General features: G+C 57.8%; 22 protein-coding genes. 6 read left to right on the top strand and 16 right to left on the bottom strand.

The annotated features are described in order from the left end of the window. Positions 1–11: 11 nt before the first annotated feature. Both JQ848_RS17270 and ygfZ read right to left on the bottom strand, forming a co-directional pair. On the bottom strand, positions 12–830 hold the full coding sequence (locus JQ848_RS17270) for an HDOD domain-containing protein (RefSeq protein ID WP_202210972.1): 819 nt from the start codon (positions 828–830) through the stop codon (positions 12–14). Between the two features lie 19 nt (positions 831–849). Beyond that, a complete protein-coding gene (gene ygfZ, locus JQ848_RS17265) occupies positions 850–1,791 on the bottom strand; it encodes a CAF17-like 4Fe-4S cluster assembly/insertion protein YgfZ (protein WP_010655940.1) in 942 nt (313 codons plus the stop codon). Positions 1,792–1,930: 139 nt separating this feature from the next. On the opposite strand from ygfZ, the gene JQ848_RS17260 reads away from it, so the two are divergent. After that, positions 1,931–2,185, top strand: coding sequence for an FAD assembly factor SdhE (locus tag JQ848_RS17260; RefSeq protein ID WP_003440597.1), 255 nt, complete (start codon positions 1,931–1,933; stop codon positions 2,183–2,185). Next, on the top strand, positions 2,169–2,621 hold the full coding sequence (locus JQ848_RS17255) for a protein YgfX (protein ID WP_003440600.1): 453 nt from the start codon (positions 2,169–2,171) through the stop codon (positions 2,619–2,621). The genes JQ848_RS17260 and JQ848_RS17255 overlap by 17 nt, the downstream gene beginning before the upstream one ends. Here JQ848_RS17255 and nadB read toward each other — a convergent pair. After that, positions 2,590–4,206, bottom strand: coding sequence for an L-aspartate oxidase (nadB, locus tag JQ848_RS17250; RefSeq protein ID WP_003440603.1), 1,617 nt, complete (start codon positions 4,204–4,206; stop codon positions 2,590–2,592). The genes JQ848_RS17255 and nadB overlap by 32 nt on opposite strands. Before the next feature lie 503 nt (positions 4,207–4,709). On the opposite strand from nadB, the gene rpoE reads away from it, so the two are divergent. From rpoE to JQ848_RS17230, 4 genes are all read left to right on the top strand, one after another. Beyond that, complete coding sequence (gene rpoE / locus JQ848_RS17245; RefSeq protein ID WP_003172477.1) at positions 4,710–5,291, top strand: RNA polymerase sigma factor RpoE; 582 nt, start codon at positions 4,710–4,712, stop codon at positions 5,289–5,291. 31 nt (positions 5,292–5,322) lie between these two features. Continuing rightward, positions 5,323–5,913 carry a sigma-E factor negative regulatory protein gene (locus tag JQ848_RS17240; RefSeq protein WP_003440613.1) on the top strand — a complete coding sequence of 197 codons (591 nt, stop codon included), beginning with the start codon at positions 5,323–5,325 and terminating at the stop codon, positions 5,911–5,913. Positions 5,914–5,921: 8 nt separating this feature from the next. Further along, a complete protein-coding gene (locus JQ848_RS17235) occupies positions 5,922–6,890 on the top strand; it encodes a MucB/RseB C-terminal domain-containing protein (protein ID WP_003440616.1) in 969 nt (322 codons plus the stop codon). A 185-nt stretch (positions 6,891–7,075) separates the two neighbouring features. Beyond that, positions 7,076–8,497 (top strand): DegQ family serine endoprotease, encoded by a 1,422-nt coding sequence (locus JQ848_RS17230; protein ID WP_003440619.1) that lies wholly within the window; start codon positions 7,076–7,078, stop codon positions 8,495–8,497. Positions 8,498–8,588: 91 nt separating this feature from the next. On the opposite strand, the gene JQ848_RS17225 is transcribed toward JQ848_RS17230, so the two are convergent. The 13 genes from JQ848_RS17225 to JQ848_RS17165 all read right to left on the bottom strand — a co-directional run bounded on the left by JQ848_RS17225 (position 8,589) and on the right by JQ848_RS17165 (position 24,170). Then, entirely contained in the window at positions 8,589–9,077 is a 489-nt protein-coding gene (locus JQ848_RS17225) for an RDD family protein (RefSeq protein ID WP_003440621.1), read from the bottom strand. 96 nt (positions 9,078–9,173) lie between these two features. Further along, on the bottom strand, positions 9,174–9,386 hold the full coding sequence (locus JQ848_RS17220; RefSeq protein ID WP_003440624.1) for a cold-shock protein: 213 nt from the start codon (positions 9,384–9,386) through the stop codon (positions 9,174–9,176). Between the two features lie 385 nt (positions 9,387–9,771). Next, a complete protein-coding gene (gene gcvT / locus JQ848_RS17215; protein WP_010655936.1) occupies positions 9,772–10,896 on the bottom strand; it encodes a glycine cleavage system aminomethyltransferase GcvT in 1,125 nt (374 codons plus the stop codon). Between the two features lie 17 nt (positions 10,897–10,913). After that, the gene (locus JQ848_RS17210; RefSeq protein ID WP_003440631.1) at positions 10,914–12,290 is read right to left on the bottom strand and encodes an L-serine ammonia-lyase; all 1,377 of its coding nucleotides are present in this window, start codon (positions 12,288–12,290) and stop codon (positions 10,914–10,916) included. A gap of 102 nt (positions 12,291–12,392) precedes the next feature. Further along, the gene (gcvP, locus tag JQ848_RS17205; protein WP_003440635.1) at positions 12,393–15,251 is read right to left on the bottom strand and encodes an aminomethyl-transferring glycine dehydrogenase; all 2,859 of its coding nucleotides are present in this window, start codon (positions 15,249–15,251) and stop codon (positions 12,393–12,395) included. A 10-nt stretch (positions 15,252–15,261) separates the two neighbouring features. Beyond that, positions 15,262–15,645 carry a glycine cleavage system protein GcvH gene (gene gcvH, locus JQ848_RS17200; RefSeq protein WP_202210971.1) on the bottom strand — a complete coding sequence of 128 codons (384 nt, stop codon included), beginning with the start codon at positions 15,643–15,645 and terminating at the stop codon, positions 15,262–15,264. Positions 15,646–15,963: 318 nt separating this feature from the next. Next, positions 15,964–17,472, bottom strand: coding sequence for a sigma-54-dependent transcriptional regulator (locus tag JQ848_RS17195; RefSeq protein WP_003440647.1), 1,509 nt, complete (start codon positions 17,470–17,472; stop codon positions 15,964–15,966). 175 nt (positions 17,473–17,647) lie between these two features. Then, a complete protein-coding gene (locus tag JQ848_RS17190) occupies positions 17,648–18,007 on the bottom strand; it encodes a DUF5064 family protein (protein ID WP_202210970.1) in 360 nt (119 codons plus the stop codon). Between the two features lie 59 nt (positions 18,008–18,066). Continuing rightward, a complete protein-coding gene (gene arcC / locus JQ848_RS17185) occupies positions 18,067–18,996 on the bottom strand; it encodes a carbamate kinase (RefSeq protein ID WP_003440653.1) in 930 nt (309 codons plus the stop codon). Positions 18,997–19,129: 133 nt separating this feature from the next. Next, on the bottom strand, positions 19,130–20,140 hold the full coding sequence (locus JQ848_RS17180; RefSeq protein ID WP_003440656.1) for an ornithine carbamoyltransferase: 1,011 nt from the start codon (positions 20,138–20,140) through the stop codon (positions 19,130–19,132). Between the two features lie 77 nt (positions 20,141–20,217). Beyond that, on the bottom strand, positions 20,218–21,474 hold the full coding sequence (gene arcA / locus JQ848_RS17175; protein ID WP_003440658.1) for an arginine deiminase: 1,257 nt from the start codon (positions 21,472–21,474) through the stop codon (positions 20,218–20,220). A gap of 33 nt (positions 21,475–21,507) precedes the next feature. Beyond that, positions 21,508–22,935: an arginine-ornithine antiporter gene (gene arcD, locus JQ848_RS17170; protein WP_003440661.1), complete on the bottom strand. Its 1,428-nt coding sequence runs from the start codon at positions 22,933–22,935 to the stop codon at positions 21,508–21,510. An 84-nt stretch (positions 22,936–23,019) separates the two neighbouring features. Then, a protein-coding gene (locus tag JQ848_RS17165) for an IS3 family transposase (RefSeq protein ID WP_088500423.1) occupies positions 23,020–24,170 on the bottom strand; the annotation gives its coding sequence in 2 pieces (ribosomal slippage) (positions 23,020–23,936 and positions 23,936–24,170; 1,152 coding nt in all). Positions 24,171–24,532: the final 362 nt, after the last annotated feature.

Here is a 24,532-nt window from a genome sequence, read left to right as displayed (position 1 = left end):
GCGATCCGGCTTCAGATAAACATCCCGCGGGCAGCGTTCAGATCGTCCTGGAACCTTGGATCGTCGGCATCCACCCCCAGTTTTTTGAAGGCCGGCAGGGTGCTCAGCTCAAGCCCCGGAACTGCGTTGCTGCCTTGCGAGCAGAACAGGGTCGCGATTTGTACCAGGTCGATGTAGTCGATGGTTTTGGAATCGCGGGTGAAGTCCTGGTACTGACCGGGCAGTTTCAGCAACATTTCCGGGAATTCCCAGACCGTCAGCAGCTTGTCGCCAATGCGCGGATGAATGCTTTCGATCACGTGATTCAGCGATACCGGATCGAACAGCAGTTCATTGTGGTCTTCGGCGTAGGTCAGGATCGGCAGCACGCCAATTTGATGGACCAGCCCCCCGAGTGCTGCCTGATCAGGCTTGAGCGAGGTGTATCGACGACACAAGGTGTAGCAAATCCCGGCGACCTCCAGGCTTTGGCGCCAGACGTCGCGCATTTTGTTTTCGACCACTTGCGAACGGGCATGAAAGATCTGCTCCATCACCAGTCCGATAGCCAGGTTACTGCTGTAGTTGACGCCCAGGCGGGTGATGGCGGTGTGCAGGTCGGTGACTTCGTAGAGGGCTCGTAGCAGCGGGCTATTGACCACCTTGATCAGTCGCGCCGACAGGGCGGTGTCGCGACCTATGACTTTACTCAGATGACTGACGCTGATTTCAGGGTTTTCTGCTGCCTTGCGGATGTTCAGCGCCACTTCCGGTAGCGTGGGCAAAACCAGGTCATCTTTATCTATGGCCTTAATCAAGTCCATCTGGACTTTGTGTGCCAGCGTGCTCATTTCTGTTCTCTAGTGGCAATTAGCGCTGGATCTCACGATCGCGGTCTAGCTGGTACGGCAAATCAAGCAGCGAAAGGGTGGGGCCCTGTGCATCACCTACATGGATTTCGCCTGCTTCAACGGCATCGGCAGTCAGAACACACAGCAGCTCAATGCCGTTTTCTGCATGGGCTGCAATTACCACTTCACCCACGCTACCGGTATTCGCAGGAGTAAACAGAGGCGTTCCAGGCTCGGGTAATTCGCCGGCTTCCAGATGCAGGCGGTAGAGGCGGCGTTTGAGCTTGCCCAGATACTGCATGCGCGCGACGATTTCCTGGCCGGTGTAGCAGCCTTTTTTGAAGCTGACTGCTCCCACCGCCTGCAGGTTGAGCATCTGCGGAATGAACAGTTCGCGGGTCTGGGGCATGACCTGGCCGATACCGGCGCGGATCTGACCAAGGATCCATTGATCGAGGTCGGCTTCTACCAGTTGCGCTTTCAATTGCTGTAAAAGGCTGTCGGCCTGGTCGGCCGCGGTCCATAGTTCAGCCCGGCCCGGGGACACGCGAATGGCGATCAGGCCATTGGCTCTGGCTACGCTGTCGGTCTCGGCTGGCAGGTCGAGGCCCAGGCTTTGCAACACTGCATCGGCCTGGTTCAGGCCAAAGCGTACCCAGCTGGCGCTGTCGTCGGTCAGTTTCGACTTGGAGAACACGGCGTATTTTTTCAGGTCTGCCAACTGTGGCTCGACCAGTTCGCGGGCCATCGCCAGCAGGCAGCCTTCAGGTTCAAGGAGGATGCGGAAGCTGGACTGCATCCGGCCTTTTTGTGTGCAGCGCGCACCCAGGCTCGAGCGCGTCTCGCTCAAATAGTTGAGGTTGCAGGTCAGCTGTCCCTGCAGGAACTTGCTGGCGTCATTGCCGATGACGGCGAGAACGCCTTCGTGGGACAGGGTGCAGAAAAAAGCAGAGTCGGCCATGGGTCTTCGCAGGTAATAAAGTCTGGGACACATCATAGAGGTGCGCCCTGTAAATGGGTAGTTCAATGCCGGGCGACCAAAGCCGACTGTTCTATGGCGGATCGGCCTGTATACTTGCGCTCTATTTGAGGAGCGCTCCATGGTCGAAGATGTTGAACTCAATCGTCTCTACTGGCACAGCCGTCGCGGCATGCTTGAACTTGACGTGTTGCTGGTGCCTTTCGTCAAGGAAGTGTACGCCACCCTGAATGATGTCGATCGCGAATGCTATCGCAAGCTGCTCGAGTGTGAAGACCAGGACATGTTCGGCTGGTTCATGGAGCGCGCAGAGTCCGAAGACCCGGAACTGCAGCGCATGGTTCGCATGATCCTGGATCGTGTCCAGCCCAAGTAATTATTTCGAGTGCCGCTGGCAGGCCTCAGGGCAATTGCTGGCGGCCTGTCTCGCAGCCCAGATGCTGGCGCTGATCTCAATTTTCCTTCTCTCGATACCTGTCTGGGCACGTGTGTCCGGTGCTTTTCTGTGCCTGGCCCATGGCATCTGGCTGTGGGGGCGGCACATTCGGCTGACCCACGCCACGGCCTTTCGCGGATTGCGCCGCACTGCCGATGGCTGGCAGCTATGGAACCGGGCCAGGGGCTGGCAGGCCGTGCAGTTGCGCCGTGACAGTCTGGCGCTGCCAAGTGTGGTGATTGTGCGTTTCAGCCTGCGCGGCGAGCGTCGGGTGCGCACGTTGTGCATACCCCGCGACGCGCTGGCGCCGGATCAGCACCGGCGTTTGCGCGTGCGCCTGAAGTTCAGTCGACGTAGGTGGTTGGCACCAGAATAGTGTCCAGGGCTTCGGGCAGCATGTGCGGGTAGTCGAGGGTGTAATGCAGGCCCCGTGACTCCTTTCTCGCCATGGCGCTGCGGATCATCAGCTCGGCCACTTGCGCCAGATTTCTCAGCTCGATCAGGTCGCGGCTGACTTTGTAATTACTGTAGAACTCGTCAATTTCGTCCAGCAGCAGGCGCACGCGGTGTTGTGCCCGTTGCAGGCGCTTGTTGGTGCGCACTATGCCTACGTAGTCCCACATAAAGCGCCGCAACTCATCCCAGTTGTGGGCAATGATCACATCTTCATCCGAGTCCGTGACCTGGCTGGCATCCCAGTCCGGCAGGGCGACAGGCGTCGCTACCTGTGGCAGCTGGGAGAGGATGTCGGCCGCTGCCGACTTGGCATACACAAAACATTCCAGCAACGAGTTGCTGGCCATGCGGTTGGCACCATGCAGGCCGGTGAAGCTGGTTTCACCAATGGCATACAGGCCCGGCACATCGGTATGCCCATGCTCGTCCACCATTACCCCGCCGCAGGTGTAATGCGCCGCCGGGACCACCGGGATCGCCTGCTTGGTGATATCGATGGAGAACTCCAGACAGCGCTCATAGACGGTCGGGAAGTGGCTTTTGATAAAGGTATCGGACTGGTGGCTGATATCGAGATAGACGCAATCGATGCCCAGGCGCTTCATCTCGTGGTCGATAGCACGGGCGACGATATCTCGTGGTGCCAGTTCCCCGCGCGGATCGAAGCGATGCATGAAGCGCTCGCCGTCAGGCAGCTTGAGGTGTGCGCCTTCGCCGCGCAAAGCTTCGGTAATCAGAAAGCTTTTGGCCTGGGGGTGATACAGGCATGTGGGGTGGAACTGGTTGAACTCCAGATTCGCCACGCGACACCCGGAGCGCCAGGCCATGGCAATGCCATCACCGCAGGCGCCGTCGGGGTTGCTGGTATAGAGGTAGACCTTGGCGGCGCCGCCCGTGGCCAGAATGGTGAAGCGTGAGCCGAAAGTCTCGACCTCTCCGGTGGCGCGGTTGAGCACATAGGCACCCAGGCAGCGATCGCCATCCAGGCCAAGCCGGCGCTCGGTAATCAGATCGACGGCAACCCGCTGTTCCAGCAATTCAATATTGGGCCGTTGGCGGGCCTGCTCGAGCAGGGTTTTGAAAATGGCAGCGCCGGTAGCGTCGGCGGCATGGATAATTCGCCGGTGGCTGTGCCCGCCTTCGCGGGTGAGGTGGAACTCAAAGCCCGGCTGTTCGGGGTCTGCGTCTTCATCACGGGTGAAGGGTACGCCCTGGTCGATCAGCCACTGGATGGCTTCGCGGCTGTGCTCTACGGTAAACCGCACCGCGTCTTCATGGCACAAGCCACCCCCGGCATTGAGGGTGTCTTCGACGTGGGACTGTACGGTGTCGGTGTCATCAAGAACTGCGGCCACGCCACCCTGTGCCCAGAACGTCGAGCCATTGGCCAGATCGCCTTTGCTGAGAACTGCAATGCGCATATGGCCCGGCAGAGTAAGGGCCAGGCTCAAACCGGCAGCGCCGCTGCCAATCACCAGCACATCATGTTGAAAATGTTGGCTCATTCTTCTGAATCCGCAATAAAAGCGCCCTCTAGTATATAGAGGGGGGGATCGGCACAATAGCCGGGCTTTTGTGGCTTTGGGAAAGTACCGCGGGCAGGGAGTGTGCCTCAGACTTGCGGGGGCTGCATGTCGATTTGCACAATTAATCGGCAAGCGCTCGGGGCTGCCCGGCATTGGCCTGTTGCCCGGTCCCGTATGGCTTGATTTCGTATGGGATTTTGAACTTTTCCTGCGGGCCAGGGTTCCATAGAGGGTTGCCCTTCATGTGGGAGAACAGCGTCAAATGTGCAGCTGGGGTTATGGTCTGACTTCAGTTGCTGAATTTGGCGACAAGATTATCGACGCAGCCGGGCTGACCCGAGCTGCGTTTTCGTGCGTGCCAAATCAGAGTGCGCAGGAAACTTGCCAGGGGGGAGAGAACTTTTGCGTAAAAGCCGAGTCTATGTTTGCAAGCCTGATCAATTAGCAAAGCAATCTTCCTCCCGGTCTTATGAGGAGTGTTCATGCTAACCCAGGAAGAGGATCAGCAGCTGGTCGAGCGCGTACAGCGTGGCGACAAGCGAGCTTTCGATCTGCTCGTGTTGAAGTATCAACACAAAATTCTCGGGTTGATCGTGCGTTTTGTGCACGACACCCATGAAGCCCAGGACGTCGCTCAAGAAGCTTTTATCAAGGCTTATCGGGCACTCGGTAATTTTCGCGGTGACAGTGCCTTTTATACGTGGCTGTATCGTATTGCCATCAATACGGCGAAAAACTATCTGGTGTCTCGCGGTCGACGTCCCCCTGATAGTGATGTGAGTTCTGAAGACGCTGAATTTTATGATGGTGATCACGGTCTCAAGGATCTTGAGTCGCCGGAGCGCGCTTTGCTCCGTGACGAGATTGAGGGCACGGTTCACCGCACCATTCAGCAATTACCAGAAGATTTGCGTACGGCGTTAACTTTACGTGAGTTTGATGGTCTGAGTTACGAAGACATTGCGAGCGTCATGCAATGTCCGGTGGGTACCGTGCGCTCCCGGATTTTCCGCGCTCGGGAAGCCATCGATAAAGCCCTGCAGCCGTTGTTGCAGGAAAACTGAGACAGCGGCGATAGCCAAGAGAGGAACCGCCATGAGTCGTGAAGCCCTGCAGGAATCGCTGTCCGCGGTGATGGATAACGAAGCGGACGAACTGGAATTGCGTCGGGTGTTGAATGCCTTTGACGATACACAAACACGTGAGACCTGGTCCCGTTATCAGGTGGCGCGTGCTGTGATGCACAAAGACCTGTTGATTCCGCGTCTGGATATCGCATCTGCCGTTTCGGCCGCGTTGGCTGAAGAGCAGGCCCCTGCCAAAGTCGTACGTGGTCCGTGGCGCAGCATTGGCCGTCTGGCCGTCGCTGCTTCGGTCACCGTTGCCGTATTGGCGGGCGTAAGACTGTACAACCAGGATGACATCGTAGGTGCCCAGCTGGCCCAGCAAAACAGCCAGCAGAGCCTGAGCGCTCCGATGGTTAAAGGCCCGGCGGTACTGGCAAACTACAGCGAGAGCTCCGATCAGGCCACCGGTCCCATGGCTAACGGCGTTCTGCAAGGTCAGCCAGGATGGCAAGATCAGCGTTTGCCAGGTTATCTGCGCCAGCATGCCCAGCAAGCGGCGATGAAGGGGACTGAAAGCCCTCTGCCTTATGCTCGTGCTGCCAGCCTGGAAAATCGCTAAGGACCATCATGCGCGTCCTACCTCTGTTACCTCTTCTGCTGACGGGCCTGTTTGTTCTTCCGGCCCAGGCAGATGAAGCCCGGGACTGGCTCAAACGTCTTGGGCAAGCCGAGCAACAACAAAGCTACAAGGGCACTTTCGTCTACGAACGCAATGGTAGTTTTTCTACCCATGGCATCTGGCACCGAGTGCAGGACGGCTCCGTTCGTGAACGACTGATGCAGTTGGACGGTGCTGCGCAAGAGGTTGTTCGTGCAGATGGACATACCGAGTGCGTCACTGGCAAGTTTATCTCCGGTCTCGGGGATATTCCTGCAGCTACGGCGCGTCAGCTCGATACCAAGAGAATTGATGACTGGTATTCGGTTGCAAAAGTTGGCGACTCTCGGGTCGCTGGAAGACCGGTATCAGTAATTGCTTTCACCCCTCGCGATCAACATCGTTACGGGGTTGAACTGTATCTGGATAACGAAACCGGTTTAGCGCTGAAATCGTTGTTACTCAATGATAAAGGGCAGTTACTTGAGCGTTTCCAGTTCACCAGTATCGATACTACGCCCCCGGATGACAGTGAACTCAAGCCCACTGGTAAATGCCGTCCCGTTGTTGCGGCTGACGCTGAGCCACCTTTAGTCAAAACTTCGCACGTCTGGCATTCCGACTGGTTGCCGCCGGGTTTTGAACAGATCAGCAGTACAGTGCGCCTGGATCCCAAGACCAAGTCTGAAGTTACCAGCCTCTTGTATGACGATGGTTTGACGCGCTTCTCCGTGTTTCTTGAGCCACTGAAGGGTAACGCTGTACCCGATACGCGGTTGCAGCTGGGCCCGACCGTTGCGGTGTCAAGGCATCTCACCACCCCGCAGGGGAACATGATGGCCACTGTTGTGGGTGAAATTCCGATGGGTACCGCAGAGCGCATCGCACTCTCGATGCGTGCCGGTCAGAGCGATCCTGCGCCCCAGGGCAAGCCATAGCGGTGCTCGAACATGATGGGTGAGCATTCAGTTTTACCGTACCTTTTATCTTTTCGTACAGGTCAGGGCCCGCAAGGCTCTGGCCTTGTTTGTTTTCCGGGGCCAAAAAAAAGGGTCTATGCTGGCTTTAGTTTTTTGGTGCCTGTCGCTTAACTCTGCTTGCTATTAACGGGAGCTGTAAATCAATGCCTCGATTGAAATCTTACTTACCCATTTTTGCAGCCGTGCTGATGCTCGGGCAGGCAGTGCCGGCTCTTGCTGAAGCGCAGTTACCTGATTTCACGCAGCTGGTCGAGCAAGCCTCACCGGCTGTGGTGAATATCAGCACCACACAAAAGCTGCCGGAGCGCAAAGTATCGAGCATGGGCCAAATGCCTGACCTCGAAGGTTTGCCGCCCGGCCTGCGCGACTTCTTCGAACGCAGCCTGCCCCCAGGCAGTGGTGGCCAGGGTGGCCGTCAGCGTGAGGCCCAGTCCCTGGGCTCGGGTTTCATCATTTCGCCGGATGGCTACATTCTGACCAACAACCATGTGGTGGCGGATGCTGATGAAATCGTTGTGCGCCTGTCTGACCGCAGCGAAATGAAAGCCAAGCTGGTCGGAACTGATCCCCGTTCCGACGTCGCATTGCTGAAAATCGAGGGCAAAAACCTGCCTGTTTTGAAACTGGGTAAATCCCAGGACCTCAAGGCCGGTCAGTGGGTGGTTGCCATCGGTTCGCCGTTCGGGTTTGACCACACTGTGACCCAGGGCATCATCAGCGCTATCGGTCGCAGCCTGCCCAATGAAAGCTACGTGCCGTTCATCCAGACTGACGTGCCGATCAACCCGGGTAACTCGGGTGGCCCGTTGTTCAACCTGACGGGCGAAGTGGTGGGCATCAACTCGCAGATCTATACCCGTTCCGGCGGCTTCATGGGCGTGTCCTTCGCCATTCCTATCGATGTGGCGATGGATGTTGCCAATCAGCTCAAGGCAGGCGGCAAGGTAAGCCGTGGCTGGTTGGGTGTGGTGATTCAAGAGGTCAACAAAGACCTGGCCGAGTCGTTTGGCCTGGATAAACCGGCCGGTGCGCTGGTGGCTCAGGTGCTCGATGATGGTCCTGCTGCCAAAGGCGGCCTGCAAGTGGGTGACGTGATCCTGAGCATGAATGGTCAGCCGATCGTGATGTCCGCAGACCTGCCGCACCTGGTTGGCGCGCTCAAGGCCGGCAGCAAGGCGACCCTTGAAGTGGTTCGTGACGGCAAGCGCAAAACCCTGGATCTGACGGTGGGTGCTATTCCCGATGAAGGGAAAGAAATGGCTCCTGCAGCAGGTGCAGAACTCAGCAGCAATCGTCTGGGCGTGTCCGTGGCGGATCTGACCGAAGAGCAGCAGAAAGCCAATGACATCAAAGGTGGAGTGATCATCAAAGACGTACAGGACGGCCCGGCTGCCCTGATCGGCCTGCAACCTGGCGACGTGATTACTCATCTGAACAACCAGGCAATTACCAATGCCAAGCAGTTCACTGATATTGCCAAGGCATTGCCGAAGAACCGTTCGGTATCGATGCGGGTTCTGCGTCAGGGTCGTGCCAGCTTCATTACCTTCAAGCTGGCTGAATAACCTGATGTGAATTGCAGGAGCGAGCATGTTGCTCCTGCAGTTCTGAAGTCACTGCTAATAAAAAACCCGTATCGCGAGATACGGGTTTTTTTTATTTCTTTGGCTTGGGAATGCGTACCAGCTGACTGCTGGAGTACATGTCGTGCCAGGTACGTTTGTGCTTGTCGAATAGCGACCAGATAAACCCCAGCCCCAGGCACAGCCAGGAGCCGATAGAGACGATAAATCGCAGCAGGGCCTGCCACAGGCTGATCGCGCTGCCATCGGCATTCTGTACGCGTATGCCCCAGACCTGCATGCCCAAGGTTTGCCCTGAGTGGGTCCAGAACTTGGCAAAGAAACCGAACAGGACAAAAAACAAAATGGTGGAAAGCAGCGGGTCGCCATCCAGAGCGCCCGACTCGGACAACGCCCGCATTTTGGCTTCGCCGATAAAGCTCATCATGATCAGTTTGTAGATGAACGTAGTGACGATCAGCAGGGCCGTGCACAGCAAAAAGTCATAGAACATAGCTGCCAGGCGGCGCCCCAGGCCAACGGCGGGAAAGTCGCCTTGCGGGCTAAGCGGTTGTTTCGACATGGCAGGGTCTCGTGAAGGAAAAGCGCCATCTTACGGAATTACGCCAACAAAAAAGCCTCTGATGTCACCATCAGAGGCTTTTCAACGCGAGAAAGCTTAGCCTTCTGCTTGCACTTCATCAGCCTGCAGGCCTTTTTGGCCCTGAACTGCGATGAAGGTCACTTTCTGGCCTTCTTTCAGGCTTTTGAAGCCATTACCCTGAATGGCACGGAAGTGCACAAACAGGTCCGGACCGCTTTCCGGGGTAATGAAACCAAAACCTTTCTCGTCGTTAAACCACTTAACGGTACCGCTCTGACGTTGGGACATTTCTTAATTCCTTGACGCTAACAATTAATGACAGCCTCTTAGTTGTGTAAGAGGACTGGTGCTGGGTTGCAGGAAAGTAAGAGACGCAGAACGGGTTGTAGCAAACATAGAGCTACTGCCCAGGTCACGATTCCAGCGACCCATGCAAACACAGTGAGCAAACTTTACGAAACCGGAAATGAAAAAACAAGCCCCTTTGGCAGGCCGCGCCAAGCCCGTTTTTTCAGGTTATTAATGCAGTTTTACAAGGCTGTTGATCATGCGGATGTTCGATTGCGCTCATGTTGAAACATGTGTTTTCGCTATCGAAAGTTTGCACCATTTGGTGGCGGTTGCATGACACCCATGGAGCGTGAACATGCAACTGCATTAATTAAGCTTTAGCTCACCCGCGATAATAACGTTGTGGAACAAATGGCAACTTCGAAACTTTCAGCGGTACAGGTTTGCCGCGCACGATTGCCCACACCTCTGAGTCCAGCGCGGTAAAGGCTGTATCCAGATAACCCATGGCCAGAGGGGCACCCAAAGTCGGCCCAAAACCACCGCTGCATACATTGCCGATGACAGTGCCTTCAGCGTCAACGATTTCAGCGCCTTCACGCACAGGTGTGCGCTCCTGGGGCAGCAGGCCCACACGCTTGCGCGCTACGCCGTTTTGCTGCTGGGCAAAAATGATGTCTGCACCCGGAAAACCGCCGGCCCGGGAACCCTCGGCGCGCCGATTTTTCGAGATCGCCCAGAGCAGGCTGGCTTCAACCGGCGTGGTGCTGTCGTTCATGTCATGCCCGTACAGGCACAGGCCGGCCTCCAGTCGCAGCGAATCACGGGCGCCAAGGCCGATGGCTTGCACTTGCGGATCGGCCAGCAGGTGGCGCGCCAGTGCCTCTGCGTGTTGAGCGGGGACCGAAATCTCAAAACCGTCTTCCCCGGTGTAGCCCGAACGACTGACGTAGCATTCAGTTCCCAGCAGGGTGACCGGGGCAAATTGCATAAAGGTCATGCTTGCCACTTCGGGAGCCAGACCTTGCAGCACGGTAACCGCTGCCGGACCTTGCAGGGCGAGCAGGGCGCGTTCTTCAAACAGCGGCTGGATGTCGCAGTACTTGCCCAGGTGTTTGCGCAGATGCGCCAGGTCCTGGTCCTTGCAGGCGGCGTTGACCACGAGAAACAGCTGGTCATTGCCCAGATTGGCAACCATCAGGTCATCCAGGATGCCACCTTGTTCATTGGTGAACATGGCATAGCGCTGCATGCCAACCGGCAGGTCAATGATGTCTACCGGGACCAGGGTTTCCAGGGCCCTGGCCGCATCAGCGCCGCTCAGCAGAATTTGCCCCATGTGCGACACATCGAACAACCCGGCATGTTCACGGGTATGTTGATGTTCTTTCATTACACCCAACGGGTATTGCACCGGCATGTCATAACCGGCGAACGGCACCATACGGGCCCCGAGTTCAAGGTGCAGTGCGTGCAGCGGGGTTTTAAGCAGTTGTTCGGTGGACATTGGTCACTCCTTGAAAATCAGCACTCAATAATGTTGACGGCCAGACCGCCGCGGGCAGTCTCTTTGTATTTGCTTTTCATGTCGGCGCCGGTCTGGCGCATGGTGCGGATTACCTTGTCCAGTGAGACAAAATGCTGGCCGTCGCCGCGCAGGGCCATCCGCACGGCATTGATGGCCTTGACCGAACCCATGGCATTGCGCTCGATGCAGGGCACCTGTACCAGTCCGCCAATGGGGTCGCAGGTCAGGCCAAGGTTGTGCTCCATGCCGATTTCGGCGGCGTTTTCGACTTGCTGAACGCTGCCGCCCAGCACTTCACACAACGCGCCTGCGGCCATGGAACAGGCCACGCCCACTTCGCCCTGGCAGCCCACTTCGGCGCCCGAGATCGAGGCATTTTCCTTGTACAAAATGCCGATGGCGGCGGCAGTCAGCATGAAGCGCACCACGCCGTCCTCATTGGCCCCACCAATAAAACGCATGTAGTAATGCAGAACCGCCGGAATAATCCCCGCCGCACCATTGGTGGGCGCTGTGACCACCCGGCCGCCGTTGGCGTTTTCTTCATTGACGGCCAGGGCGTACAGATTCACCCAGTCCAGCACTGACAGCGCATCGCGCAGCGCGGCCTCGGGGTTGGCGCACAACTGACGGTGCAGCGCTGCCGCCCGTCGCTTGACCTTCAGGCCGCCCGGCAAAATACCTTCGTTACGACAGCCCGCACTCACGCAGTCCTGCATCACTTGCCAGATATTCAGCAAGCCGCTGCGGGTTTGTGCTTCAGGGCGCCAGGCGCTTTCATTGGCCATCATCACCTGGCTGATCGACAGATCGTGGGTGACGCAATGGCGCAGCAAGTCTTTGGCTGTCTTGAACGGGTATTTCAAGGGGGTGCTGTCTTCGACGATGCGATCAGCGCCTGCCGCGCCTTCATCCACCACAAAGCCGCCGCCCACCGAGTAATACTCGCGGCTGCGGATCTGAATCCCGGCGCCATCCAGCGCCCGGAAAATCATGCCGTTGGGGTGATAGGGCAGGGGTTTTCGAATCATCGCCAGATGCGACTTTTCGTTGAAATCGATGGGGTGTTCGCCCAGCAGGTTCAAACGCCCGCTGCTGCGAATGGTGGCCAGACGTTCGGCTACGGTTTCGGTGTTTACGGTATCCGGATGCTCGCCTTCAAGCCCCAGCAGCACGGCCTTGTCGCTGCCGTGGCCTTTACCGGTGGCGCCGAGGGAGCCATAGAGTTCAACTTTCACGCAGGCTGTGTCTTGCAGCAGTTCATCACGGCGCAGACCTTCGGCAAAACGCGCGGCTGCGCGCATGGGGCCGACGGTATGGGAGCTGGAGGGGCCGATGCCAATCTTGAACAGGTCGAACACGCTTAACGACATGGGGTTCTCCGGTTTCTTATAGGTTTATTGGCAAAAAACATCATCCACTGCAGGCGCGAGCTTCTCGTTGCATAACAGCTCGCTCCTGCAGGGATGGGTGGGTTACGCCTCCTGGTAGCTTTCGATGGACGGGCACGCACACACCAGGTTGCGGTCACCGAATACGTTGTCGACCCGGCCAACCGGCGGCCAGTATTTGCCTTCGATCAAGGACGCCACCGGATACACCGCCTGTTCGCGGCTGTACGGGTGGGTCCATTCACCGACCATTTCAGCGGCGGTGTGCGGGGCGTTTTTCAGCGGGTTGTCTTCCTTGTCCAGGCTGCCGTTTTCGACCGCGCGAATTTCTTCGCGGATGCGGATCATGGCTTCGCAGAAGCGGTCCAGTTCTTCTTTGGACTCACTCTCGGTCGGCTCGATCATCAGCGTGCCGGCCACCGGGAACGACATGGTCGGCGCATGGAAGCCGAAGTCGATCAGGCGCTTGGCCACGTCGTCGACGCTGATGCCGCTGCTGTCCTTGAGCGGGCGCAGGTCAAGAATGCATTCGTGTGCCACCAGACCGTTGCTGCCCGAGTACAGCACCGGGTAATGCTCTTCGAGACGGCGGGCGATGTAGTTGGCATTGAGGATCGCCAGCTGCGAAGCACGCTTGAGGCCTTCGCCGCCCATCATGCGGATATACATCCAGGTAATCGGCAAAATGCTCGCGCTGCCAAACGGTGCCGCGCACACCGCGCCTTCCTTGCGTTCCATGGTGCCGTGACCCGGCAGGAATGGCGTGAGGTGCGATTTGACGCCGATCGGGCCGACACCCGGGCCGCCGCCGCCATGGGGGATGCAGAAGGTTTTGTGCAGGTTGAGGTGGGACACGTCGCCGCCGAACTTGCCCGGTGCGCACAGGCCGACCATGGCGTTCATGTTGGCGCCGTCGATGTACACCTGGCCGCCGTTGTCATGAATGATGCCGCAGATTTCGCGGATGCCTTCCTCGAATACACCGTGGGTCGAGGGGTAGGTGATCATCAGGGCCGCCAGGTGCTCGCGGTGCTCGATGGCTTTGGCGCGCAGGTCTTCAATGTCTACGTTGCCCCGTGCATCGCATGCCGTCACCACCACGCGCATCCCGGCCATGTTGGCGGTTGCCGGGTTGGTGCCGTGGGCCGAGGACGGGATCAGGCAGATATCGCGACGCTCTTCACCACGGCTCTGGTGATAGGCACGAATGGCCAGCAGGCCGGCGTATTCACCCTGGGAACCGGCGTTCGGTTGCAGCGAGATGGCGTCGTAACCGGTGGCAGCGCACAGCATGGCCTCCAGTTCGGTGGTCAATTGCTGGTAGCCCAGGCTTTGCCCGGCGGGTGCAAAGGGGTGCAGGTTGCCGAACTCGGCCCAGGTCACCGGAATCATTTCGCTGGCGGCATTGAGCTTCATGGTGCACGAGCCCAGCGGGATCATGGTGCGATCCAGGGCCAGGTCCTTGTCCGCCAGACGACGCAGATAGCGCATCAGTTCGGTTTCAGAATGGTAGCGATTGAATACCGGGTGGCTGAGAATCGGCGACTGGCGCAGCAGTGCCGCCGGCAGGGTGCCGGTTACTGTCGCGGCCAGTGCGTCGAAGTCAGGCAGGGTCTGACCGTCCGCCGCCAGCAACGCCCACAGCGCAGTAACATCGGACTGGCCGCTGGTTTCGTCCAGCGACAGGCCCAGACGCTGGCCATCGATCAGGCGCAGGTTGATGCGTTGGGCGTGGGCCTTGGCATGCAGGGCGTCGGTGTGGCTGCCGGTGTTCAGGGTCAGGGTGTCGAAGAAGGCGGTTTGCTCGACCTTCAGTCCCAGATCGCTCAGGCCTTTGGCCAGGATCGCCGTCAGTTGGTGAACGCGCCGGGCGATTTGGCTCAGGCCCTTGGGCCCGTGGTACACGGCGTACATGCTGGCGATGTTGGCCAGCAGGACCTGGGCGGTGCAGATGTTGCTGGTGGCCTTCTCGCGGCGGATATGTTGCTCGCGGGTTTGCATGGCCAGGCGCAATGCCGGTTTGCCGTGACGGTCAACCGAAACACCGACCAGACGCCCCGGCATGTCGCGCTTGAAGACATCGCGGGTGGCGAAGTAGGCCGCATGGGGGCCGCCGAAGCCCAGTGGTACGCCAAAACGCTGGGCGCTGCCGATGGCCACGTCGGCGCCAAACTCGCCTGGCGGTGTCAACAGGGTCAGGGCCAGCAGATCAGCCGCTACGGCCACCAGTGCATTGGCGGCATGAAAACGTTCAACCAGGTCGCGGTAATCAAACACGTCGCCGTTGCTTGCCGGGTATTGCAGCAGGGCACCGAAGAAGGCCGACACGTCAGTCAGATCGCGCTCATCAGCCACGACCACCTCAATGCCCAGTGGTTCGGCACGGGTGCGCAGCACGTCGAGGGTTTGCGGGTGGCAGTGGCTGGAAGCAAAAAAGCTGCGGCTGGTTTTGTTCTTGCTCAGGCGCTTGCAGAACGTCATTGCCTCGGCGGCGGCGGTGGCCTCATCGAGCAACGATGCGTTGGAAATCGGCAGACCGCTGAGATCGCTGATCAGGGTTTGATAGTTGAGCAGGGCTTCGAGGCGGCCCTGGGAGATTTCTGGCTGGTACGGGGTGTAGGCGGTATACCAGGCCGGATTTTCCAGCAGGTTGCGCAGGATCGGCGAAGGGGTGTGGCAGTTGTAATAGCCCTGGCCGATATAGGTCTTGCACAGCAGGTTCTTGGCGGCGATGGCTTTGATCGAGGCCAGCGCGTCGGCTTCGCTTTGCCCGGCCGGCATGTTGAGAACGCTGGTGCCCTTGATGCTTTCCGGGATCACGCTGGCGCTCAGGCCTTCAAGGGAATCAAAACCGAGGGTGGCGAGCATGGCTTGCTCATCGGCCTGACGCGGGCCGATGTGGCGCGCGATAAATTCATTGGCGGTGCTGAGATTGATGGTCATGACAGGCTCCTCAGTTGTCGTCTTGAGCTTTGATCAAGCGGTCGTAGGCATCTTGATCCAGCAATTGCTCGACGGCATTCGCATCAGCAGGCTTGAAACGGAAGAACCAGCCTTGACCCAGAGGGTCTTCGTTAACCAGTTCCGGGCTGTCTTCGAGCGCCGGGTTTACTTCCATCACTTCACCGTCCAGGGGCATGTATACGCCGCTGGCGGCCTTGACCGACTCAACGGTGGCGGCTTCGGTGCCTTTGTCGTAGGACTGCAATTCAGGCAGTTGGACAAACACCACATCACCCAGAGCGTTTTGCGCAAACGCGGTAATTCCCACAGTCACGCTGCCATCAGCTTCGGCGCGCAGCCATTCGTGGTCTTCAGTAAAACGCAATTCGCTCATGGAAACTCCTCAGGGCCAGACATGTCTGGTGGTCACGGGTAATTGCTCGCTCGGAACGAGCTTATGGGAGAGTTCATTGCAAAATGGTTGCCAGTTTATAAATATCGTTATTTATCAGTGGCTTGAGTGATTCAGCGGCGCAGATTGAAAACTGTGCTGTAGCGAAATCGATACAGTGCTGGGGCAGAAAAAAAATCCATGAGGATCATGGCCTTGCACAGCAGTGGAATAGACAGGGTGTATCGAAATCGATCCAGTGGAATGATTTCGATACGACAGGTGGGGGCTTGGTGATAGCCGGCTTGCCGGCGCTACAGGTCAGGCCTTGCCGGGGATACCATACTTGCGCAGGCGATGGGCAATGGCGGTATGGCTGGTTTGCAGGCGGCTGGCCAACTGACGGGTCGAGGGATAGCTGACGTACAACTTTTCCAGCAATGCTTTCTCGAAGGTTTCGACTGCGTGCTCCAGGGTTTCCACCTCGCCGTCACTTTGCCGTGCAACCGAGGTACCGGCGATGTCCAGGTCGCCAATGTCGACCAGGGTGCTTTCGCAGATCGCAGCTGCACGAAAGATCACGTTCTGCAATTGGCGCACGTTACCGGGCCAGCGATTGCCCAGCAGCGCCGGATAGGTGCCGGGCGCCAGGCGGCAAACGGGGCGCTGGATCTGGGTGCAGGCCTGCTGCATGAAAGTGCGTGCCAGCAACAATATGTCCTGGCCGCGTTCGCGCAGTGGCGGCACTTCAATGTTGAGTACGTTCAGGCGATAGAACAGGTCTTCGCGAAAGGTGCCCTCGTTGACCATCTTTTCGAGGTTGCGGTGGGTGGCGCTGAGGATCCGTACATTGACCTTGACCTCGCGCTCGCCGCCTACCCGGCGGAAGCTGCCGTCATTCAGAAAGCGCAGCAGCTTGGCTTGCAGGTAAGGCGACATCTCAGCGATTTCGTCGAGGAACACCGTGCCATTGTTGGCCAGTTCCATCAGCCCTGGTTTGCCTCCGCGCTGGGCGCCGGTGAAGGCGCCGGGGGCATAGCCGAAGAGTTCGCTTTCAGCCAGGTTTTCGGGGAGCGCCGCACAGTTCAAGGCCAGAAAGGGGGCGCCAAAACGGTCGCTGATGGCATGGCAGGCACGGGCCACCAGTTCCTTGCCGGTACCGGTCTCGCCCTGGATCAGTAACGGCGCATCCAGGGCCGCTACACGCTGGGCCCGGGCCTTGAGGGTGCGGATGGCGGGTGACTCACCGAGCAGGGCGTCAAAGCCTTCTGCGTGATCGTGGTGCAGCGCGGCCAGGCGCTCACCGATGCGGCTTGGCTGGTACAGGGTCAGCAGGGCGCCGGCATCGGTAATCGGGGTGGCGTCGAGCATCAGCGGGTGGCCGTTGAGCGTCACTTCGCGCAGGGGCAGGCGGAAGCCGTGCTCCAGCAGTACATCGAGCAGGCCGGGGTCACTGAACAGCTCGCCGATACTTTCACCGGTGGGTTCATGGCCGTACAGGGCAATCAGCGCCGGGTTCGCCAGCAGTACGTGGCCATCGCTGTCCAGCGCCAGTACCGGGTCGGTCATGGCCGCGAGCAGCGCATCAAGTTGCAGATGGCGGCGTTGTCCGGGAAGGATGTCGACCACCGTCACGGCCTGTACCCCGTTGACGCTGAACAGTGCCTCGCGCAACTCGTCGAGCACTTGCGGGCTCAGGGTCGGAGCGTCGATATAAACGTTGGGCGGGACCATTTCCACCGCATCCAGGTTGAGGTTCCGCCCGCCGAGCAACGCCAGAACTTCCTGGGTGATGCCGACGCGGTCGATAAAACTGACGTGGATACGCATGGGAACAAAGAACACTTCTGGCCAGCGGAGGCCGCCAGTATGCCTTGGCGCGGGAGATTGGTGAAATCGGAGGGCGAGGGGGCGTTGGTTGCATCGCCGGCAAGCCGGCTCCCACAAGGTTTCAAATTGACTTGAACGATGTGGGAGCCGGCTGCCGGCGATCAGGGTTCACGCATTATTCGAGGTGTTCGGGTTTGACCGGGTCGCCAAGCTGCACGTCCAGCTGCTGGCGGACATCCTTGAACATCAGGTCGTAATACTTATGCATCGACAGTATGTTGGCCGAGGTGGGCATGCCGTTATCCACGGCAATTTTAAAGCCGACTCTGGCGAAGTCGAACCACTGATCCTTGGGCAGGGTGAACGACTCCTTGAATTCGTTCTGGTTGATCCGGCCGTGCATGTCGAACTGCATCGACTTGCCTTCCCTGGGATCTTCAACGACCTGGTAATCGATCTTGATGTCATACCCGAAGTCACCCGGCTGAAGCGGTTCGCGATGGATATGCAGGTGACCGGGTTCGAACGAGGCCATAGGGGCAACTCCTGAGTGTATGAGGGGTAAAGGGCAGACCGCCAGGTCTGCCCCCAGGTTCAAAAATAGCTGATGCCGGGCTTTTCAGTACTGACCCGGGTACCCGCCTTCCCTTGAACGATAGCTTCGATATCCGCCAGGGCGCCAATTACGGCGGTCTTGCCGGTTTTGCGGGCAAACTCGCAAGCTGCCTCGACTTTAGGGCCCATGGAGCCATTGGCGAAGCCGAGTTTTTCCAGCTCGTCCGGGTGCGCCTGGGCAATAGCTTTTTGCGAAGGCTTGCCCCAGTCAATAAAGGCCGCGACGACGTCAGTGGCGATTACCAGCAAGTCACTTTTCAGCTCCTGGGCCAGCAACGACGAGCACAGGTCCTTGTCAATGACGGCCTCGATGCCCTTGAGGTTGCCGTCCTCGCCATACATGGTCGGGATCCCGCCACCGCCTGCACAAATGACGGTGGTGCCTTTTTCCAGCATCCACTTGATCGGACGGATTTCGAAAATGCGCATGGGTTTCGGGCTGGCCACTACACGACGAAACTTGTCACCGTCCGGGGCGATGCTCCAGCCTTTTTCCGCAGCCAGGCTTTCAGCTTCGGCCTTGCTGTAAACCGGGCCAATCGGTTTGGTCGGGTTCTGGAACGCCGGGTCTTTCGGGTCGACCTGAACCTGGGTCAGCAAGGTGGCGAGCGGCGTTTCCTTGGGCAATACGTTGCCCAGTTCTTGCTCAATCATGTAACCGATCATGCCTTCGCTTTCAGCGCCCAGCACGTCCAGCGGGTACGGGTCGACGGCAGTGTAAGACGCCGCCTGCAGCGACAGCAGGCCTACTTGCGGGCCATTACCGTGGGCCACCACCAGTTCGTTACCGGGGGCGATGAGGGCAATTTGCTGAGCAGCGGTGCGGATGTTTTCACGCTGGTTCTCTGCAGTCATGGGCTGACCGCGACGCAAAAGGGCGTTACCGCCCAGTGCTACGACGATACGCATAAAAATGTCCTTATAAAAAACGGGGAGCGGCTCGAGTCCCGCTGGAGCCGAGCTTGCTCGCGATGCAGACGCCCCGGTCATTCGGGGTGATGGCATCGCCGGCAAGCCGGCTGCCGCACGAAACCAGCGGGCCTTAGATGTCAGCCAGTGCTGCTACCAGGATTGCCTTGATGGTGTGCATGCGGTTTTCTGCTTGCTCAAAGGCAATGTTCACCGGTGACTCAAACACGTCTTCGGTCACTTCAATACCGTTTTTCAGGTTTGGATGGTGCTCGGCCACATCCTTGCCGACTTTGGTTTCGCAGTTGTGGAATGCGGGCAGGCAATGCATGAATTTCACCCGTGGGTTTTCTGCCGCTTTGATCATCTCGGCATTGACCTGATACGGCAGCAACAGCTTGATGCGCTCGTTCCAGGCTTCAACGGGCTCGCCCATCGATACCCATACGTCGGTGTGGATGAAGTCCACGCCTTTGACCGCCGCTTTAGGGTCTTCGGTGAGGGTGATTTTAGCGCCGCTTTCTTTGGCGAATTCCTGGCACTGCTTCACGAATGACTCTTCTGGCCACAGGCTTTTCGGCGCGCCGATGCGCACGTCCATGCCCAGCTTGGCGCCGATCATCAGCAGCGAGTTACCCATGTTGTTGCGGGCATCGCCCAGGTACGCGTAGCTGATGTTGTGCAGCGGCTTGTCACTGTGTTCGCGCATGGTCAGCGCGTCAGCGATCATTTGCGTCGGGTGGAACTCGGCGGTCAGGCCGTTGAATACCGGTACGCCTGCGTACTTGGCCAGCTCTTCAACGATTTCCTGGGCAAAACCACGGTATTCGATGGCATCGAACATGCGCCCCAGAACCCGAGCGGTGTCTTTCATGCTTTCTTTGTGACCGATTTGCGAAGAAACCGGATCAATGTAGGTCACGTGCGCACCCTGGTCATGGGCGGCCACTTCAAACGCGCAACGGGTGCGGGTTGAGGTTTTCTCGAAGATCAGGGCAATGTTTTTGCCTTTCAGGTGCGGCTCTTCGGTACCGGTGTACTTGGCGCGCTTGAGATCGCGGGACAGATCCAGCAGGAAGTGCAGCTCACGGGGAGTGTGATGCATCAGGCTGAGCAAGCTGCGGTTTTTCATGTTAAACGCCATGGGGATCTCCTGGGTTTCTGGTTAACCGGCTTGCGCCGTCCCTTATGGGGCGGGGCGCAAGCAATCTAATGAATGAATTAATAGTCAATCGGGTCGCGGATGATCGGGCAGGTCATGCAGTGGCCGCCGCCACGGCCGCGACCCAGCTCGGAGGCGCTGATGGTGATTACTTCGACTCCGGCTTTGCGCAGCAGGGTGTTGGTGTAGGTGTTGCGGTCATAACCGATCACCACACCAGGCTCCAGGGCCACCACGTTGTTGCCGTCATCCCACTGTTCGCGTTCGGCGGCAAAGGAGTTGCCCCCGGTTTCGACCACACGCAGAGCCTTGAGGCCAAGGGCCTTGGCTACCACTTGGAGGAAGCTGGCTTCTTCACGGCGCACGTCTACGCCGCCGGCTTTGCTTTCGTCCGGATACAGCGAGAAAGCAACAATCTGGTTGACCACTTCAGGGAAGATCGTCACCAGATCGCGGTCGCAGAAGCTGAATACCGTGTCCAGGTGCATTGCGGCGCGGGACTTGGGCAGGCCCGCGACGATGACCCGCTCCACTGCTTTGTTCTTGAACAGGTTCTGCGCCAGTTGGCCGATGGCCTGGCGTGAGGTGCGTTCACCCATACCGATCAGGACCACGCCTTTACCGATAGGCATAACGTCGCCGCCTTCGAGGCTGGCGTTGCCGTGGTCGATGGTCGGGTCGCCGTACCAGATCTGGAAGTCAGCGTTGGTGAACTCAGGGTGGAACTTGTAGATCGCCGTGGTCAGCAGGGTTTCCTGACGACGGGCCGGCCAGTACATCGGGTTCAGCGTCACGCCGCCGTAGATCCAGCAGGTGGTGTCACGGGTGAACTGGGTGTTGGGCAGCGGCGGCAGGATAAAGCTGGTGTGACCCAGGAAATCGCGGAACATCTGGATGGTCTTGCCACCAAAGCTGTCCGGCAGATCGTCGGCAGACACGCCGCCGATCAAGTACTCGGCAACCTGGCGTGGTTCGAGGCTTTTGATCCAGGCTTTGACTTCACTGACCAGGCCGATGCCAACCTGATCGGGTGTGACCTTGTGATCCAGAATCCAGTCCAGCGCTTCCGGCATGGCCACGATGTCGGTCAGCAGGTTGTGCATTTCCAGCACATCGATGCCGCGGTCACGCATCTTGGTCACAAAATCGAAGTGGTCGCGTTTAGCCTGGTTGACCCACAGCACGTCATCAAACAGCAGTTCATCGCAGTTGCTCGGGGTCAGGCGCTGGTGAGCCAGGCCCGGGGAGCAAACCATAACCTTATGCAGCTTTCCGGCTTCGGAATGTACGCCGTACTTCACTTTTTCCGTGGTCATTACAGTCATCCTCCAAAGTGCATAAACAGGGTTTTACAGGGTCAGGAAGCCGTCGTAGAGTCCATAGGCCGCCACCAGGGCGCCAATCACTACTGCGGCAAAAATCACTTTCTCGATATTGGTGAAGACGGGTTGGCCACTCTCATGTTTGGCCTTGGCGAACAGAATGACGCCAGGTGCATACAGCAGGGCCGAGAGCAGCAGGTATTTAAGGCCGCCGGCATAGATCAGCCAGATGGCATAGATCAGGGCGATACCGCCGATGATCAGGTCTTTCTTGCGTTCTCTCAGGGCGTTTTCGTAGGTCTCGCCGCGCACTGCCAGCAGGAAACCGTAGGCTGCGGACCAGAGGTAGGGCACCAGAATCATCGAGGTGGCCAGGTAGATCAGCGACAGGTAGGTACTGGCCGAGAACAGGGTGATCACCAGGAACAACTGCACCATGGCGTTGGTCAGCCAGAGGGCATTGACCGGTACATGGTTGGCGTTTTCCTTTTTCAGGAAGGCCGGCATGGTGTGGTCCTTGGCCGCCGAGAACATGATTTCGGCACACAGCAGCACCCAGGACAACAGGGCACCCAGCAGCGAGATGATCAAGCCGACACTGATCAGTACCGCTCCCCAGTGGCCCACTACGTGCTCAAGCACGGCAGCCATCGACGGGTTCTGCAGTTTTGCCAGTTCCGGTTGAGTCATGATGCCCAGCGACAGCACGTTCACCAGTACCAGCAACAGCAATACGGTGATGAAGCCGATCACGGTGGCTTTACCCACGTCAGAGCGTTTTTCGGCGCGGGAGGAGAAGATGCTCGCCCCTTCGATACCGATGAACACCCAGACGGTGACCAGCATCATGTTGCGCACCTGATCCATCACACTGCCCAGACTCGGGTTTTTCAGGCCCCAGATGTCACTGGTGAAGATGTCCAGTTTGAACGCGAACAGGGCAATCAGGATAAACAGTACCAGCGGCACCACCTTGGCAACGGTGGTTACCAGGTTGATGAACGCTGCTTCCTTGATCCCGCGCAACACCAGAAAGTGCACGGCCCAGAGCAAAATCGAGGCCGCAATGATGGCTGCCGGGGTATTGCCTTCGCCGAAGATCGGGAAGAAGTAGCCCAGGGTGCTGAACAGCAGCACGAAGTAGCCGACGTTGCCCAGCCAGGCACTGATCCAGTAGCCCCAGGCCGATGAGAAACCCATGTAATCGCCAAAGCCGGCCTTGGCATAGGCGTAAACGCCGCCGTCGATATCCGGTTTGCGATTAGCCAGGGTCTGGAAGACGAAAGCCAGGGTCAGCATGCCTACCGCAGTGATTGCCCACCCGATAAGAACAGCGCCTACATCGGCACTTGCAGCCATGTTTTGGGGCAGTGAAAAAATACCGCCGCCAATCATTGAGCCGACTACCAGCGCAACCAATGCACCCAGTCGAAGTTTTCCAGGAGTATCAGACATTTGTAGTGACTCCAATCTAGGAGAAGTGAGGCCTAAAGGTTAGTCCGTTGGTTTTTTGAGCCAGTTTGAATCGCCCCAGGTTTCCTAGACACTCTCCAGGCTCGCTGCGTAACGCTTTTCAAACTCTACCGGTGACAGCTGATTGTTGAAACTGTGGCGTCGTTTTGGGTTGTAAAACATCTCGATGTAATCGAACACATCATCCCGAGCATCCTGGCGTGTAGTGTAGATTTTACGCTTGATCCGCTCCCGCTTTAGCAGCTGGAAAAAGCTCTCCGCCACAGCGTTGTCGTGGCAGTTACCTCGACGACTCATGCTGGCTACCAGGTTGTTAGCTTTCAAGAAGCTTCGCCAGTCTGAGCTGCTGTACTGACTGCCTTGATCCGAGTGGATCATCACCTCTTGCTTCGGCTTACGTCTCCAAACCGCCATCAGCAGTGCATCAATGGCTACGTCGCTGGTCATCTGCGACTTCATTGACCAACCAATGATCTGGCGTGAAAACAGATCGAGCACCACGGCCAAATACAGCCAGCCTTCATATGTTCGGATGTAGGTAATGTCTGTGACCCAGACTTTGTTGGGTTCTCTGACATCGAATTGGCGCTTCAGTAAGTTCGGTGAGGCAACGGCTGGTTTACCGCCATATTTTCCCGGCCTCCGTCGATACCCAGTCTGAGAACGTAAACCTTCAAGGCGCATCAACCTAGCTACCCGGTGACGGCCACAGCTCTCACCAACCTCTCGCAGGTCATCATGGATCTTGCGATAGCCATAAACACCACCGCTTTCCAACCAGGAGTGTTTGATCAGTCCAAGCAGTCGCTGATCGTCCTTGGCTCGCGCAGATTTTGGTTCTGATAGCCACGCGTAGTAGCCGCTGGGATGAACCTTGAGCGTCAGGCAAAGCCGTCGAATCGCGTAATGACCCGCTTGCTGCTTAATAAAGGCGTACTTCAGCCGCACTCCTTGGCAAAGTACGCGGCGGCCTTTTTTAAGATGTCTCGCTCCTCCGTCACCCGTTTCAGCTCGGCCCGTAGACGACGAACCTCAGCGCTCTGATCATCCTCCTCAACGCGCTGTTCCTGGGGCTTGGTGTAGCGCTTAACCCAGGCATAGAGGCTGTGCACGGACACACCCAATCGTGCAGCCACCTCCGAGACAGGAAGCTTCTTTTCGGTCACTTGTTTGACCGCCTGGATTTTGAATTCTTCGGGATATCGCTGGTTGCTCATGGCACCTCCTAATGGGCCTCATTTTAAGGCTTGGAGGTGTCTACGAAACTAGGGGCGATTCAGTTGACTTAGATCAGGGCATTACTACATTCCATTGTTAGTAGTGAAGAGAAGTCGCCATTGCGGCTTATTTTGACGCGCTCTGGAAAGCGTGTTCCAGACAGGGATACTCTCGGTTGACGCTGCAGCTTTACTGCATTTGCGTGGGGATTGAAGCTAGACAGTATTTTCAGATTTGCAAATGTGATTGCGAGGTTTCATCTGCCGGTCTAAAAATTAAAATGTCATTTACATATGAGTTGTCTTTTAGGTTTCAATAGAAAAGGTTGTTATAAAAAAAAGATTACTTATGGCTTAACCTT

This window comes from Pseudomonas paraversuta (genome assembly GCF_904067025.1).
Taxonomy (GTDB): domain Bacteria; phylum Pseudomonadota; class Gammaproteobacteria; order Pseudomonadales; family Pseudomonadaceae; genus Aquipseudomonas; species Aquipseudomonas paraversuta.
This window is presented reverse-complemented; position numbering and strand designations above follow the sequence as displayed.

Bases quoted from the DNA above. Each gene is read 5' to 3' on its own strand.
- rpoE (WP_003172477.1), top strand. From the start codon at position 4,710: ATGCTAACCCAGGAAGAGGATCAGCAGCTGGTCGAGCGCGTACAGCGT.
- arcA (WP_003440658.1), bottom strand. From the start codon at position 21,474: ATGACCACGGAAAAAGTGAAGTACGGCGTACATTCCGAAGCCGGAAAG.
- JQ848_RS17180 (WP_003440656.1), bottom strand. From the start codon at position 20,140: ATGGCGTTTAACATGAAAAACCGCAGCTTGCTCAGCCTGATGCATCAC.
- gcvH (WP_202210971.1), bottom strand. From the start codon at position 15,645: ATGAGCGAATTGCGTTTTACTGAAGACCACGAATGGCTGCGCGCCGAA.
- gcvT (WP_010655936.1), bottom strand. From the start codon at position 10,896: ATGTCCACCGAACAACTGCTTAAAACCCCGCTGCACGCACTGCACCTT.
- ygfZ (WP_010655940.1), bottom strand. From the start codon at position 1,791: ATGGCCGACTCTGCTTTTTTCTGCACCCTGTCCCACGAAGGCGTTCTC.
- JQ848_RS17225 (WP_003440621.1), bottom strand. From the start codon at position 9,077: ATGTCGAAACAACCGCTTAGCCCGCAAGGCGACTTTCCCGCCGTTGGC.
- JQ848_RS17260 (WP_003440597.1), top strand. From the start codon at position 1,931: ATGGTCGAAGATGTTGAACTCAATCGTCTCTACTGGCACAGCCGTCGC.
- JQ848_RS17210 (WP_003440631.1), bottom strand. From the start codon at position 12,290: ATGTCGTTAAGCGTGTTCGACCTGTTCAAGATTGGCATCGGCCCCTCC.
- JQ848_RS17230 (WP_003440619.1), top strand. From the start codon at position 7,076: ATGCCTCGATTGAAATCTTACTTACCCATTTTTGCAGCCGTGCTGATG.
- arcD (WP_003440661.1), bottom strand. From the start codon at position 22,935: ATGTCTGATACTCCTGGAAAACTTCGACTGGGTGCATTGGTTGCGCTG.
- arcC (WP_003440653.1), bottom strand. From the start codon at position 18,996: ATGCGTATCGTCGTAGCACTGGGCGGTAACGCCCTTTTGCGTCGCGGT.
- nadB (WP_003440603.1), bottom strand. From the start codon at position 4,206: ATGAGCCAACATTTTCAACATGATGTGCTGGTGATTGGCAGCGGCGCT.
- JQ848_RS17270 (WP_202210972.1), bottom strand. From the start codon at position 830: ATGAGCACGCTGGCACACAAAGTCCAGATGGACTTGATTAAGGCCATA.
- JQ848_RS17240 (WP_003440613.1), top strand. From the start codon at position 5,323: ATGAGTCGTGAAGCCCTGCAGGAATCGCTGTCCGCGGTGATGGATAAC.
- JQ848_RS17220 (WP_003440624.1), bottom strand. From the start codon at position 9,386: ATGTCCCAACGTCAGAGCGGTACCGTTAAGTGGTTTAACGACGAGAAA.
- gcvP (WP_003440635.1), bottom strand. From the start codon at position 15,251: ATGACCATCAATCTCAGCACCGCCAATGAATTTATCGCGCGCCACATC.
- JQ848_RS17195 (WP_003440647.1), bottom strand. From the start codon at position 17,472: ATGCGTATCCACGTCAGTTTTATCGACCGCGTCGGCATCACCCAGGAA.
- JQ848_RS17235 (WP_003440616.1), top strand. From the start codon at position 5,922: ATGCGCGTCCTACCTCTGTTACCTCTTCTGCTGACGGGCCTGTTTGTT.
- JQ848_RS17190 (WP_202210970.1), bottom strand. From the start codon at position 18,007: ATGGCCTCGTTCGAACCCGGTCACCTGCATATCCATCGCGAACCGCTT.